General features: G+C 48.2%; 11 protein-coding genes. 7 read left to right on the forward strand and 4 right to left on the reverse strand.

Going from position 1 to position 15,200, the window contains the following annotated elements; all coding sequences use genetic code 11:
• The first annotated feature begins 286 nt into the window (after positions 1-286).
• From KDW_RS24805 to KDW_RS24815, 3 genes are all read left to right on the forward strand, one after another.
• On the forward strand, positions 287-574 hold the full coding sequence (locus KDW_RS24805; protein ID WP_151758625.1) for a hypothetical protein: 288 nt from the start codon (positions 287-289) through the stop codon (positions 572-574).
• Positions 535-1,536 carry an MFS transporter gene (locus KDW_RS24810; protein ID WP_151758626.1) on the forward strand — a complete coding sequence of 334 codons (1,002 nt, stop codon included), beginning with the start codon at positions 535-537 and terminating at the stop codon, positions 1,534-1,536. Before KDW_RS24805 ends, KDW_RS24810 begins: the two co-directional genes overlap by 40 nt.
• A gap of 132 nt (positions 1,537-1,668) precedes the next feature.
• Positions 1,669-2,946, forward strand: coding sequence for an MFS transporter (locus KDW_RS24815; RefSeq protein ID WP_151758627.1), 1,278 nt, complete (start codon positions 1,669-1,671; stop codon positions 2,944-2,946).
• A gap of 92 nt (positions 2,947-3,038) precedes the next feature.
• On the opposite strand, the gene KDW_RS24820 is transcribed toward KDW_RS24815, so the two are convergent.
• From KDW_RS24820 to KDW_RS24830, 3 genes are all read right to left on the reverse strand, one after another.
• Positions 3,039-3,281, reverse strand: a complete 243-nt coding sequence (locus KDW_RS24820) for a GNAT family N-acetyltransferase (protein ID WP_151758628.1) — start codon at positions 3,279-3,281, stop codon at positions 3,039-3,041.
• A 12-nt stretch (positions 3,282-3,293) separates the two neighbouring features.
• A complete protein-coding gene (locus KDW_RS24825) occupies positions 3,294-4,427 on the reverse strand; it encodes a potassium channel family protein (protein WP_151758629.1) in 1,134 nt (377 codons plus the stop codon).
• A gap of 204 nt (positions 4,428-4,631) precedes the next feature.
• Complete coding sequence (locus KDW_RS24830) at positions 4,632-5,183, reverse strand: Dps family protein (protein ID WP_151758630.1); 552 nt, start codon at positions 5,181-5,183, stop codon at positions 4,632-4,634.
• Positions 5,184-5,601: 418 nt separating this feature from the next.
• On the opposite strand from KDW_RS24830, the gene KDW_RS24835 reads away from it, so the two are divergent.
• Both KDW_RS24835 and KDW_RS24840 read left to right on the forward strand, forming a co-directional pair.
• Entirely contained in the window at positions 5,602-6,324 is a 723-nt protein-coding gene (locus KDW_RS24835; RefSeq protein WP_151758631.1) for a response regulator transcription factor, read from the forward strand.
• A gap of 109 nt (positions 6,325-6,433) precedes the next feature.
• On the forward strand, positions 6,434-8,041 hold the full coding sequence (locus tag KDW_RS24840) for a sensor histidine kinase (protein ID WP_162005587.1): 1,608 nt from the start codon (positions 6,434-6,436) through the stop codon (positions 8,039-8,041).
• Positions 8,042-8,110: 69 nt separating this feature from the next.
• On the opposite strand, the gene KDW_RS24845 is transcribed toward KDW_RS24840, so the two are convergent.
• The gene (locus KDW_RS24845; protein ID WP_151758633.1) at positions 8,111-11,110 is read right to left on the reverse strand and encodes a helix-turn-helix domain-containing protein; all 3,000 of its coding nucleotides are present in this window, start codon (positions 11,108-11,110) and stop codon (positions 8,111-8,113) included.
• A 339-nt stretch (positions 11,111-11,449) separates the two neighbouring features.
• Here KDW_RS24845 and KDW_RS24850 point away from each other — a divergent pair, with 339 nt between their 5' ends.
• Together KDW_RS24850 and KDW_RS24855 are read left to right on the forward strand one after the other, a co-directional pair.
• Complete coding sequence (locus KDW_RS24850; protein WP_151758634.1) at positions 11,450-14,752, forward strand: type 2 lanthipeptide synthetase LanM family protein; 3,303 nt, start codon at positions 11,450-11,452, stop codon at positions 14,750-14,752.
• 136 nt (positions 14,753-14,888) lie between these two features.
• On the forward strand, positions 14,889-15,143 hold the full coding sequence (locus tag KDW_RS24855; RefSeq protein WP_151758635.1) for a mersacidin/lichenicidin family type 2 lantibiotic: 255 nt from the start codon (positions 14,889-14,891) through the stop codon (positions 15,141-15,143).
• Positions 15,144-15,200 lie beyond the last annotated feature (57 nt).

Consider the following 15,200-nt stretch of genomic DNA (forward strand, 5'->3'; position numbering starts at 1 on the left):
ATTGCGCACTCCTTCAGCACGACATCATAAAAAGAAGTATGGGTGCTTTCGTGCTATGTGGAGTGGGGGGTGATGATGCCGCTAAACGTGAGCCTCAAACATGTTAAAAATAAACTGGCAGATACCTTGATTGCGACTAAAGAAGATTTATCAAGAAATTTTGGTTACTCTAGCAGGTAGAGAACCGTCTATGTTTGTGGGCAAAGTCATAGGACCAGGTCGTAATTTTTCAAAATACTTTTAAATAAGCCAAAAAAATATTTTCTTCTTTTTGAAACAAAGGCACATGAAAAACACTACCCCATCACTATTGAGCCAGCCGTTTGTGCGCACTCGCTTTACCTGGCTGGCTTATATCGCGCTGGGCGGCTTTGCATTTTTGCAGGCTTCCCCTGGGCCGATTGTTCCATTTTTGCATACGGAAATGCACCTTAACTATACTGTAGATAGTCTCCATATGAGCGCGATTGCACTGGGAATGATTATCGCTGGCCTGACAGGCAACCTGCTTGTCCGACGCTGGGGCGGCGGATCATGTTCTGGGGTGGGGCCTTTGGTATGTTGCTGGGCGTAATACTGGTCCTTTTTAGCCATCAGCCCGTGTTCAGTATTGCTGGAATGTTTGTGATAGGCTTCCTTGGAACCTTTCTGATGGTTACTATTCAATCCTCATTATCAGATCTGCATGGCATCCATCGTGCCACGGCGATTACGGAGGCAAATGTCGTTGGTAGTCTGGGAGCAGGTCTGGCTCCTCTATGCCTGGGTGGATTAGTAACACTAGGTATGAGTTGGCGCAGTGTATTATTTGTGCCGATTGCCATCGTCGTGTTGCTGGCTCTGTTTTATTGGAAGGTACCTGTGCCTGAAGCGCAGTCATATGGGCAACCACGTTCAGTTACCGGACCTGTCAGGTTGCCAGCCGCTTTCTGGCTGTATTGGCTGGCTATGGTTATGGGTGTAGGTGTTGAATGGGGGATCTCTTTCTGGGGCTCTGGCTACTTGATTAATGTCGTCGGACTTGAGCGGGCCAATGCGGCTACGCTGATGAGCCTGTTTTTTCTGGCTGCCGTCATTGGGCGCTTAATTGGTAGTCATCTGACACAGCGCTTTGCGGTTGAAAGATTGTTGTTACCAACGCTGCTGGTTGCGCTGACTGGCTTTCTGCTGTTCTGGTTAGGACCCCTGGTAGAGCTACATATGGTAGGACTGTTTGTGGTGGGATTGGGTATTTGTAATCTGTTTCCTTTTACTTTTTCTGCATCCGCTAACCGTATCCCCCAATATGCAGATCTGGCCAGTGCGCGTGCTGCATTGGGTGGCGGTATAGCCATCTTTGTCGCCCCCTTGATTCTGGGTCGCATAGCTGATATGCTAGATTTGAAGCGAGCGTACAGTGTTATTCTGATTTTGTTTGTGCTCGTTGGTATATTTATCGTATTGGCAGCTCAGGCAACCAGGAAGATGGACGCCGTTGCCAGTACAGAACCGGTTGAACTATCTGAGAGCAGCGTTGAATTCTCAGATAGTAAATAAAGCAGTAATAATTGACTGATAAAGCCTGGTAGAGAAGCGCCGTTGCTTTTCTGCTCTGGCTTTCTTATTGTGTATATTTTTACTTTCTGGCTTTCTTTTTTTTGCAATTTTTAGGGACTTTACACGCAACATATGAAAAACCTGACTCTCTCATCTGCGCAGCAGCCGTTTGTGCGCAATCGTTTTACCTGGCTTTCGTATCTCCTGATGGCTGCCTATTGTTATCTGCAAGTATCACCTGGCTCTATTGTGCCCTTTTTACATGCCGAAATGCACTTGAACTATACGATCGATAGCTTACATGTGAGTAGCCTGGCTGTCGGTCTGATTTTGTCTGGTTTATTTGGTGATCGCATTACCCGTATTCTTGGCCGGCAGAGCATGTTGTGGCTCTGCGTGGCTGGTCTCTGTGTTGGCGGCTTACTGCTCATGTTGGCCTATCATCCGCTTGTAAGTATCTCCGGCATTTTATGCATTGGCTTCTGTGGTTGTACTGTGTCTAATATTGTGCAGTCCGCCTTATCTGATTACTATGGTAGCCAGCGTACTATTGCTATTACTGAAGCCAATACCATTGCCTGTCTTGGTTCGGTAACCGGTCCACTTATCCTTGGTATGTTTCTGAGTACCTGGTTGGGGTGGCGCGGAATGTTCCTGGTACCATTACTGATGATGGCGCTGCTGGCGGCCTTTTTCTATAACGTACGCCTGCCTGCCAGAAAGCAGCCAGAGCAATCCATCCTTGCTAAGCGTGCCCGTGTTTCACGCGCCTGCTGGCTGTACCTGGGTGTAATGGTACTGGTGGTAGCATTTGAGTGGGGGACCTTTACCTGGGGGTCTGGTTATCTGATCAATATCGTTGGTATTGAAACTCGGACTGCTTCGACTTTGATGAGCCTGTTCTTTTTTGCAGAAATGTTCGGTCGCTTCATGGGTAGCCTTTTGACGCGCCGCTTTTCGGCGGAACAATTATTGGTTGTCGCCCTGGGTATTGCTGGAGTGGGATTTCTGCTCTTCTGGCTTGGTCCAACGCCATGGATTCATATCCTGGGTCTATTTGTAGCAGGACTGGGAATTGGTAATCTTTTCCCACTTACGTTTACTATCGTCCTGAACCAGGAGGCTGATAATACTGATGCTGCCGCAGCGCGCTCATCCTTAGCGGCAGGTCTGGCCATCCTGATTGCACCATTGCTACTTGGTCGCGCAGCCGATACTTTTGGTCTACGTATATCTTATAGCTTTGTGCTGGTTTTGTTTATCATGGCCTGCATTGTCCTGGTTTTTGCCCGCTATGCCAGCCACAAAGAGGTTACCCCTCTTGAACTGGAGATAGAACAATTCCTGCAGGAACAGGCCAGGCCCGTGGAGGAAGTGGTACCATCCTTTGAGCTCACCTCCGTAGTATAAATATAACAATTCATGAGCAATGCCCCATCGTACCGGTAACCTTAACGGATGCCGCTACGATGGGGCATTGCTCATACGCCTTCTGGCATCGATCAAGCTGGCTTTTCTTGCTGATGGTAGGTCATTTCAATAAATTCCCGCTTGCCATATAATGTACTTTCTTGCATATAGCTTCCCACCTGCTTGAAACCCATCTTCTCATACAGATGTATTGCTCGTTGGTTGAACGGTAGGACAAATAAACGAACCTGATCGGGAGCAAATTGTGCTTTTGTAAAAGCCAGAATTGTATCTAAGAAGGCAGTGCCGCGTCTCTCTATTGACTTTCCGGGCATGGCGTCCATACTTTAGTCGCGTTTGATAGCGCGGTCAACTGTATGTGGTGTGGCTGGTAAGAAGTGGTCCCAGGCACTGGTTTGCCAGTCATCTACGCGTTCTCCCTCGATGACCCAGCCGGGTAAATCCATCAGTAGATGGTTTGCCAGCGAGAGCAGGAAGGGCTCATAGGTTCCACGAATCTCGGCCAGTCGCTTCTCCGCGGTTTCTTCATTGTTGAAGGCCAGTCCGACTTCAGCTAATTGGTTGCGCAAGGCAATAAACTGCTCGTGCGAAAGGCGTTTGGTGGTGAGGGTTGGTGGTGTTCCATAGGTTTGGGCCAGATCGACGGCGGCATGACGCGCGATGGCAAAGGTGAATTTTAGTGGCTTGACTGGTAACCTCTCGACCCCAACCATCGCCAGGGCACTGATATCCAGGACCGTTGTCAGGGCTGCCAGCCAGGATTGGCGCTCATGCTGTGAGCGATAATATGTTAAGACAGGATAGGAGATGTGACTCTCCAGCAGTTCCGCGCACCACTTTTCCCATTCGCGCATAAATTCCATTAACTCATCTGGATAGTTACTGTGCGAATGACGTTTCAGTAATTCAAGGGCCGAAGGTGGCGAGCCTGCCCGCGCATCGAGGAGGGTGATATGGGTTTCCCGATGCGAGAATGCCTGATAGATAACTGGCACATACCCGATAATCAGCGCTAGAAAGGCCAGGCCAAATCCAGCCTCCAGCGCTACCAGGGCGCGTGCCAGGCTGGAGAGTGGAATGACATCACCTAATCCAAGCGTCACAAAAGTTGTGCCACTCATATACACATAGGTGCCAAACGATATTTCTTTATCAGGTGATTGCAAGGGTGAAGAAAGCCCCCATTGTATCAGGGCAAAACTCAGCACAAAGACACTCGCCCATACTGCCAGCAGGAGCAGGAGTGAGAGTGGACCATAATAACTCAAATATTGACCGCGCCGGTTACCCGCACGCATTTTTCTGGCTGGTCCTGACCACAACACCCAGCTGGCCGCGTAAAACAGGCGCGTCAGCCGAAATTTTCGTGCGACGCGACGCGGCAAAATGATCGATTCAAAACCATCTTGCGCGACGACTATGATCAGTAGTAAACCAATAATGACTGCAATAATCCGCATACTCTATCCTTAGCACTCAATAGTGAGGTTATTTGTTGAAAACTCTTTTGTTTGCTTTTGTATTGTATTCACTTCAGCTCTACGTTGTCTAGTTAATGGTATGTGCAGGTTTTTTGCACGTAATCATCCCCGATCTATAACTGATAGATCGGGGAGGTCGCACGAGAGGCTATCCAGACAAAAGTTTACTATTTTTTTACGCTTTTAGTTAGCGTTATCTTTGCCCTGTACAATTTCGAACAAGAACCATTTACGGCGTTCGGCCTGGTCGAGCAGGTCTTCCAGGATACTGGCAGTGGCTCTATCGTGATTTTTATCGGCTATCTGGACTACCGCACGTAACATCTGTGCCATGTGGGTATTATCTTCCATCAGGCGCTTGACCATCGTTCCAGCGGGCACGAAGTCTTCATTATCGTCGCTGATGGTTTGCATCTGAGCGATCTGCCCAATACTGCGGATGGTTGTACCACCAATGCGTCGGACGCGTTCCGCCATGAGATCAATGGATTTAAAAATGTCTTTGGCCTGTTTATCAAACAAGAGGTGGTAGTCTCGGAAATGCGAGCCTGACAGATGCCAGTGGAAGTTTTTGGTTTTGACATAAAGAGCAAATGCGTCGGCGATAAGTGGATTCAAGCCATTGGTTATGGCCTGCACTTCTTCGGATGTTAAATCAGTCACTGTGGCAAGCTGGGCGGGGACTGACTTGGCAGTTGTCGTATGGCGCTGGGTTGACTTTTCCTTGGTTGTCATAATTTTTCACCCTTCTTTAGATACACTCGCTCAGGCACTTTTTGCCATTTCTGTCGTTATGTAGACTTGTTGTCTCTCGCACTACAGTAAATGTTCCAGGTGCTATTCGTTACTTCTGTGTTTAGTCCGTCGACCTTTAGCACTTGCCTATTGCCTTACACGTTGTGGATAAGGGGTGAGTGACACTTGTCCATTGCTAAATATAATTGCTTATCTCTACATCAAACTGTCGCGAACTTTTTCCTATCCAGGGGATAGCATATTTCCTGGATGGCATGCCTTTAGTATTGAATTGTCGCAATACTGTCGCAATCTGTATACATGCTGGCTAATAAGCTCAATAGCTGTTTAACTCTCAGTTTCTAACAGGTATAATTGAGGTAAATGCCTTAGCAGGAACGAGAGAAGAGATTGATACATGACGACAATATTGTTGGTTGAAGATGAAATAGATCTGGCTCAAGTGGTCTTGCGAGAGTTAGAATCCTCTGGCTATTCTACTGCGCATGCGCGTGATGGTCTTTCGGCTGTATCCTTACACTCAAGTATGCAAATAGACCTGGTGTTGCTGGACTGGATGTTGCCTGGTTTGAATGGATTGGATGTGTTGCGGCGGATCCGGCAGACCGCTTCTACTCCTGTTTTGATGTTAACTGCACGCAGTGAGGAGGCTGATCGGGTCGTTGGGCTGGAGGTGGGTGCGGACGATTATTTGACCAAGCCGTTTAGTATGCGCGAGTTGATTGCCAGAGTGCGTGCATTGTTGCGTCGAAATGAATTGATTATGCACACGTTACAGGCGGATCGGCTGGATACTGGAACCAGTCTGGTGCGTGGACCGCTTCAACTTAATCCACAAACACATGTAGCCACGCTACATAGCGTGCCGTTAGATTTGAGTCCCACCGAGTTTACTTTATTACAACTATTATTACGCAGTCCAGGCCGCGCTTTTAGTCGTGCTTACTTGATTGAGACGGTGTGGAGCGAGACATATGTGGGTGGCGATCGTTCGGTAGATAATGTTGTGTTGCGTTTGCGCAAGAAATTAGGTTCGCTGGGCGATGCTATTGAGACGGTATGGGGTGTTGGCTATCGTTTACGATCGGAGACAGCCGTCACCAATCGTCGGCATTCGTGATTTTTCATAAGGGAAAGTAGCAGGAATATTTATGCTAGCAAGACAAATATCGCGTCGGAATATATTCCTACGAGCACGAATGTGGCGCGCTTTATGTGAAATATTGATTATGCAAGTGTTGATCGTGATTTTTTCACCACAAGGATTGCTTACTACTACTACTACTACTACTGCGAGAAGTCTTTCGCATAGATTTACCACTCCATTTTATCTGGTGTACGGTTTTCTGTCTTTATTGTTTTTCGCTTTTCGCTGGCGCTTGCGCCAACCAGAGCGTACTATCTGGCAACAATTGCTGATCGAAATAGAAGCTGCCGGCATATTTTTATTGGAATTAGTGTGTAGTGTCATTTTACTGTGCTGGCTATTTCATCTGTTGCCCCCGATGGATGTCCTCCTCAGTGAGAATGGTGCAGGCATGCTGCCTATTGTTGTCTCATTCTTGTTGAGCACAATTGGCTTTTTTTCGCTGCGTATCATTTTGCATGTGCTGGCATTCTGGGAACGGTTACGGGTCAAGCGTTTGCGTTGGGCAGTCACACATTCTCATTTAATGGTGGTTGTGATAGGGGCAGGTTTTATTAGCGCAGTCTTTGTGCTCTTTCAATTATTCTGGGGCGTTGGAATGCTATTTACCGATGCCACTCCATTTTATGCCAGCGTGGTCTTTGTCTTTGCCATGTTTTTGTGCACCATTTTTGTCATTGCCTGTGTCCTGCCACCTTCGATTTTGTCTTCTTATATTTTTACACGCCGCGTGACGAGACGAATCGAGCATCTGGCCCAGGCTACCAGTATGTTGCGGAGCGGAGATTATAGTATTCGTGTACATGTTGAGGGAGAGGACGAAATTGCGCATTTGCAGGCTGACTTTAATGCCATGGCGTCAGAGTTGGAACGCACGATGCATGCCTTGAAAGAAGAGCGGGATAACGTGGAGATGCTCCTTGATGCTCGTCGGGAGTTGATTGCCAGTGTCTCGCATGAGTTGCGGACACCAGTGGCGACAGTACGTAGCTATCTAGAATCAGCGCTGGCTAACTGGCAAACGGATCAGCCCCCGGTCACGTTGAAGCAAGATATGCACATTATTGAGCAGCAGACTATTCGCTTGCAGTCCTTGATCAACGATTTATTTATGCTGGCTCGCGTAGAAGTAGGTCGCTTAGAAACACGTTGCGAACCCACCAATGTGGAAACCCTGGTGCAACGTGTGGTAGAGACGATTGCTCCCATTGCCTGGCGGGGAAGCCGCATTGAAGTTCTGGCTGAAATCATGCCGGTGATTCCTGCGTTTCCGCAGGCATTGGTGGATGGTGATCGACTGGAACAGATCTTACATAACCTTATTCATAATGGCATTCGCCATACTGCTCCTGGTGGTATTATTGCCGTGACTGCGCAGGCCAACGAGCAGCAGGTGATTGTGCAGGTGAAAGATACTGGAGAAGGTATTGCACCTGAAGAACTGGCCCGCATCTGGGATCGTTTTTATCGGGCCTCCAATGCTCAAGAAGGTAGTGGTACCGGCCTGGGACTGGCAATTGTCAAAGAGTTTACGGAAGCCATGCATGGTTCTGTGTCTGTTGAAAGTGTGGTTGGTGAGGGTTCTTGCTTTACGATTTGTTTTCCCCGTGTGCAAGAACCCGTTGATATGGTCACAAGCTTTACGATACATACTGAAGCTGTGAAGACTGCTCCTCTTTCTTTGTTGTAGTCTTTGCCCTCACGCGGACACGCAGGGCATTCCAATGCTCGAAGAAAGGTGAAAAGAGGCGAGCAGCCATCATGGCTGCCTTGTTTTGGCTGATATGGTATCAGGCTGCTCGGCTGTTTGGCCGGGTATCAGGGCGGCAAAATAATCGAGTAGCAAGCGATGTACAAAGATATACCCACCACCGACTTTGCGTAATAGGATACGTTCAGTGGCAAAATCAAGAAATTGCGCATAGTTCCAGGGTATGGCGCCACTGCGCCAGAGAAGGACGCGCAGAATTATATGTTGGATGCAGGCCCAGCCACCGATCAATAAGCCTACCAGGAGTCCGCAGGAAGGACCAATGTATAATGCATTGTGTAAGCCAAAACTGAGCACTTCATTCAAACCTTGATCAAGTAAGATATTTAACTGCTGTCCAGATTCGTCACTAAGCATTAATCCGAGCCCACGACTGAAGAGATAATAAGAGCGCGTGAAAATGAAGAGCATCAGGATATGGATGCTCCAACTGGCGCAGGTACAGATGACACCGATGATCAAGCCATTGCGCGCTGAGCGACCAATTCCCTGGTTGGGCGTCAGTCGACGATGTTCCTCTAGCTTCTGATTGGAAAGCCCATTTAAAAGGCCTAAGATAAAGCAATACGTCATGCCAATACTCAAGCCGATACTGAGTCCAAAAGCCAGACCAACGATGGCGCGATAAATCAGCTCTATATCTCCTCCCAATGCCAGTAAGTTACTCATTTCCAGACTCAGACTCTTCGCCAGCGCCACGCTGGGTCCGAAGATCAACGCGTTGCTCAGTCCGACTTCGAGTCCCACTAAGGCCCCCACTAACAGGCCTTGTTTCAAGTAACGCGTGCTGAAGAGACCTTTCAGCAGGCTTTTAGGATTCCAGGTAATAATCTCTGTCAGTTGAATGCTCGGACTTCTTTGTGAGAAGAAGAGGAGCAATAGCAATGAAATCAGTCCAAAGCTTATGCCTACAATCAAGCCAAAGCCAATACCAACAATTGGCCCGATTAAGAAACCAAAGCTCAGACCTGTACTTAAACCAATCAGGCTGCCAATGAGAATGCCTTGTTTGAGTAAGTTGTAGGTGCGCTTTCTTTTCTTTTCGCCGTTGGCAGGTGCCAGGAGAATACTCAAGATAGTGCTTGTAATGCCAAAGGTGCAACCAAGCACGATCCCTTTCAGGGGCGCATGCCAGGTGTAGCCTCCAGGAATGAGTATAGTGATGATGGCTACACTCAAGCCATTGCGTGTGGGTCCATGGGTAATCAACCAGTTTAGCCAGTTATACCAGTGGCGTTGTTGCGGTGGAGCTTTTGCAGCGGGTAGCGGCTCAAGCGTACGCCCACTTAACAATCCTCCCACCAGTCCACCCATCAGGGCATAAATAGTACGGGTGGTCACAGGCATACTTCCCAGAAAGAGGAAGCTGACAACCAGGCTGATCAAGATACCAATGCACATGCCAATGAATTGGATCGCCAGCCGTTCGTAGATGCGCTGGGTGCGCGGCTCTTCAAGCCAGTCTGGCTGGATATGTTCAATATAAAAGACACTTTGGTTTTGTTGTTTCATCTGTCGGGCCAGATATGCTAACCATTGAATCGTGGGTGCAGGCGGATGACTGGTGGAAGTACCCCGGCGTGTAAGCATCCGTTGCACATAGGTGGCAAAGATCTGCTGCCGTTTAGCCTCCAGGGTGCTATTTTTGAGGATTTCATCCAGTGGCATACCATGATATGCCAGAGCCAGTACACTCAACATGAGCGGCGTGGTAGCTAACTCCTGTAAATAAAGATCCTGTTGCAATGCGACGCGCAGGGCTTCGAGCGGTTTACCGACTCTCTTAAGATACTGCTCAGTTTGCTGGGAGGTGAGCGGTTGGATCACGACCGCCATCTGCAGGCTGAGTTGGAGCGATAAGGTATGATATTCAGCTGTCCGACTACAAACGGCGATTGGCACCAGTCCATATTTGTGACGAAAAGTATTGATGGCCTCAAGGCAGGCTGTACGGTGGATGGCGTTAACTTCATCCAGGCCATCCAGTAAGAGCAATAGCCCTTCATTTTCTACCCAACTCTGGCCAATTTTGTGTGGCACTTGATATTTATCATGTAGTTCCTCAACCAGCCAATCCTTGATGGGTGCGCGTTTGATGGCCCAGGATGAGAGGTTGAAGACCACCGGGATGGGATGAAGTTCATCTTCCTCGGCCCGGTTTAATAACTGTCGGGTTAATTCCAATAAAAGTGTTGTCTTGCCTGCACCTGGTTCGCCCAGAATTAATAATGCGCCATCGGCCTCATCATAGACCTGGGCAATTGATGTGTGAGGCGGAAGCGTGCGTTTGGCCTGAGCATATTCTTGCAGCAGGTGCCAGGGATTAATTAAGGCATCTGGCCGTGTTTGGAAGCCCAGCTCAATCAGCGCAGCATGATGAAGTGAGTGCTCTAAAACATCAGTAATCCAGAAACGTCGTACACGTTTCAACAGGTGCAGACGGTTATTTTTGTCCTGTGGTAAGAGTTCACTTTTTATATTCCTGGATACTGTATTATCAATGCTGGCCTGAGCATAGAAAAATGAAGCATCCATCGCTGGCTGTAGAGGTCCCTGTCGTGAATGATCAGATATTCTGGCCTCATATGGCAGGTGATAGTTGACTCGATTGGGAACCGGGGCTTCAGGCCATGTCATATATCCTGAAGACTGGTGCTGGACCTCTTCATCATAGGCGACTGTGCGATAGAAATCTGTTTTCTGTCCAAATCCATTGCCCTGTCCATTAATTGGTGGCGCAATGAGCCCGAGGGAGTATGCATCCATGTGAAAGATGGTGCATAATGCCTGACAATAGCGTGGATTGGGAAAGAGTATACCCTGTTCCCAGTAGGCTATAGTACGTGGATCTGTTTCTCCTGAACTGAAGTTTGGTAGACGATTGATCTGTTGGGCGACATCTTCAAGCGTCCAATAGCGTCTTTCTCTTTCTTGCTTGAGTTTCTGATTTGGCGCTGTCATTTCTCGTGGACAAATCTTTTCTCCCATCCCTTTCTTCCTCCTTCACATTGCCCGTGAGGTAATTACCTCCACCCTCTTCCATATCTCTGTCGTGTGCCTGTTCTGTGATCTTATTGAATGATGCAAAATCATTATAACATGTTGCCCATAGTTAAGTATAAACCGCTCCTATTTTTCCTATGCCATAGTACTTGCGTTTCTTGTATATCTAGCATAATATTCCTACACATTTATGGAATCATGCAAAATGATTGTATATTTTAAATAAATATCTTACCTGTATTGATTATTGGGAAATGCACTTTGAATAATTTCATAACAAAACTATAATGTTAAATGGAGTAGCCTGAAGAAGGGGACATGTAGATGATTGATGAGGGGCATAAGACAGCGTATGATCGGATGCAGAAGGAAATTTCTGCTTCCTGGTATAGTGCTTTAACATTGACGGAGCGATGGACTTTATGGCGTGCGGATGGAAAAAAGAAAATTGCCGCTGCTCGCTTGAATGAAGATTTAGCTGCTCGTAAGCTGGGCTGGTGGAAGGAGTTGCCTCCATTTAATCAAGGGAAATATTTTTCCGAGCGGCTGGTAATGGATGAGTTAACAGAAGAGGATCTGTTTTACTTGTTGTCCGAGCCGATTGAGGCAATGCGTCAACGAGTTTCAGGCGATTTGATCTGGCTAGATAAGTTGATGCAAGCCTTTGCGATGCAAGAAAAAGATATGCCCTGTCCTCTTCCCGACATGTCTGACGCAGAAGGTGTAGATCTGCTCTTGCGGGTAATTCGTCCGCTTTTGCGTAATGCCTGGAAACGTGTCTATGTGGAAGTGCAAAACTTGTTACAACGGCAAAAGCAGCCTCCTTTTGATCCACAGACTGTGATGCGGCTCCTCTTTATGCAACTACCGGGACAGCTTTTATTTAAAGTGAGCAAGGTGCTGGCACTTGAGCTTAATGTGATGCGTGTAGAGGGGCTGCTCCAGGGCGAGACGCCCGAAGAGCGCTTCGCCTTTTTCGTGGAATGGTGTAGTCAGCCACAGGTGATGCTAGCGATCCTGGCCAGATATCCAGTATTGGCACGCCAGGTTATGGCTCAAATGGATCAGTGGCGCGAGACATCACTGGAGTTTTTGCAGCGCTTATGTGCTGATTGGAAAGAAATTTGCGCTCTCTTCTCTCCTGGTGGGGATCCTGGTGTATTGACTGAGGTTTTAAGTGGTGCCGGTGATACGCATCGTGGTGGTCGCAGCGTTTTTCTTTTGCGTTTTGCCTCTGGTTTGCGTCTGGTATATAAACCCCGATCTTTAGCTATCGACATCCATTTTCAGGAACTATTGCACTGGCTAAATAAACGCAGTAACTTGCCAGCTTTTCGGGTACTCCAACTTCTCGATAAAGGGACATATGGGTGGGCAGAGTTCATTGAAACCCATGATTGTACCTCCACTGAACAGGTTGAGCGCTTTTATGTGCGTCAGGGAGCCTATCTGGCATTGCTGTATACATTGTCTGCCACTGATGTCCATGCGGAAAATCTGGTGGCTGCCGGTGAGCATCCCATGCTCATCGATTTAGAGGCTCTGTTTCGGCCACGCATCCGCCAGGGTACCGAGGATGGGGAGTCAAGCACAGGTATTGATGAGTTACTGCACTCTTCTGTCCTATCTGTCGGGTTATTACCATATCGGTTCTGGTCAAATAATCAACGGGCTGGTATGGATATGAGTGGTCTGAGCGACGTTGGGGGACAGGTGGTTCCGGTTCCTGTGGCGACATGGAGTCATGTAGGAACCGATCAAATGCATGTCATTCGGGATTATATAACGCTCCATGCTCATCAAAATCGCCCTCATTTGGATGGTCAGGCAGTGGATCTCTGTGCCTATCAACACTATATCATCTTTGGTTTTGTTTCAATGTATCAGTCGTTGCTGGCCTGTCGTGAGGATTTACTGAAGACTGTGCTGCCACGTTTTGCGCGTGATGAGATTCGGGTGATTTTACGTCCTACGATGGCCTATAGCTTGATACTGCAGGAAAGTTACCATCCAGATGTATTACGGGATTCGCTGGATTTATATCGCTATCTGGATCGGCTCTGGGCTATTACGATGCAACTACCATATATGACCAGTGTGATTGCTGCCGAACGCTCTGACTTGCTTTCCGGAGATATTCCTTTTTTCCTGACGCATGTATCCAGCCTTGATCTCTATACCAGTCGGGCGGAGCGTGTCATTAACTTTTTTTCGCTTGCAGGTATGGATGTCGTCACGCAGCGCTTGCAACATCTGGATGAGCAGGATTTGCTCAGGCAAGTGTGGATTATCCAGGCTTCGCTGGCTTCGATTGCTGAGCAAGAGATCCATTTTCATCCTTCGAAACTTCCCTTGCAACGCACGACAATTCCGAGTACACCGGAGCGCTTACAGGTGGCCGCCTGGGGAATCGGGCAACGCTTAACCAGCCTTGCTATCCAGGATGATACCGGCGTCAACTGGCTGAGCCTATCTATAGGACCCTATCAAGCCTGGCAAATCAGTGGTAGTGGCAATGATTTGTACAACGGCTTATCGGGTATTGCTTTTTTTCTGGCTTACCTGGGCGAAAATACGGGACAAAATGAATATACCGAACTGGCCCGGTCGATTGCACTTGGTTTTTATCACCAATTAACTGGTCCTGCCATGCTTGCCGTGACTGGCGAGTATATCGGGGCCTTTGCTGGTTGGGGATCTTTGCTCTATGCATTTTCTCATCTGTATATGTTATGGCGTGAATCCTGGTTGTTGGAGGCCATTGAGCGTATTATTGAGCGGATCGAGCCTTTGATTGAACAGGATCGGCAGCTTGATATCATGCATGGTTCATCTGGCTGCCTGCTGGCTCTTTTGAGTCTCTATGCAGTTACTCCGACGCCACGTATACTGGCGAATGCGATCCGCTGTGGTGATCATCTTCTCCAGGAGCTTGGACTGCTTTCTCCTACCATCGAACCGGAGCAACTCCGCCAGAAAGGGCTCTTAACGGGCTTTGCTCATGGAGCAGCCGGGATAGCGCTCAGCCTGGTGAAACTATCGGCTGTCTGTCAGCAGGAGCGTTTCCGCACTGCCTCGTTTGCGCTCCTTTCTTTTGAGCGTCAGCTGTTTTCACCCACCCAAAAAAACTGGCCGGATCTGCGTGCGGTTCCGTTAAGCAGAGATTTTGCTCAACTGGCCAATGCAGGCGAGAGCGATTTTATCGTCGCCTGGTGCCATGGGGCTGCGGGCCTGGGATTGAGTCGGATGGAACTATTAAAGTATGAAGAGGATGCGTTAATACAGCAGGAAGTGGATATTGCCTTACACACAACTCTGGCGAAAGGATTTGGTTCGAATCATTCACTCTGTCATGGGGACCTGGGTAATCTGGAATTGCTTTTAACTGCTACACAACAACTGGGTATGACTCAATATTTGGAACCCCTGGCTCAACTTACGGCCATGCTACTGGAATGTGGTGAGCGCACAGGTTGGGTCACGGGGCTTCCTCTCGGTGTCGAAACTCCTGGGATGATGCTGGGGCTGGCGGGAATTGGTTATGAGCTTTTGCGTCTGGCGCAACCGCAAAAATTTCCTAATCTCCTGCTTCTGGCTCCTCCTGTTATCCGAGCGGTGGCTGGATAGGACTATCGTCAGGAGATGACACATTTTTAATCTCTCATGTGTTTGGATGCTAAAGGCTTTTAACCGTCTGTTTTAAGCCCTGATAGTGTAGCGTTGGGGATGGGTAGAACCATTTCCATTAAGAAAGGATTTTCCCATGTCTGTAGATATTGTGCGCGCCTGGACTGACGAAGCATATCGCCGTAGCCTGGGGCCGGCTGATCTGGCTCAGCTTCCTGTGAATCCGGCGGGCGAGATGGAACTGATTGATGCTGACCTGGCGACAATTTATGGTGGAACTGGTATCGGTATCGGGGTTGGCCTCGGGCGACCAAACGACCATTTCTCGCTTGGTTGTTCCGCTGACTGTTTACGTTCTTCCTATTGTTTCACATTTGGGCCGTGTTGCTAGCAGTGGGTGAGCCTGTCTTTTTTTCGTTGCTTAATGCCCTGGATAATGCTCTTATCA

This window comes from Dictyobacter vulcani, assembly GCF_008974265.1.
GTDB classification, from domain to species: domain Bacteria; phylum Chloroflexota; class Ktedonobacteria; order Ktedonobacterales; family Ktedonobacteraceae; genus Dictyobacter; species Dictyobacter vulcani.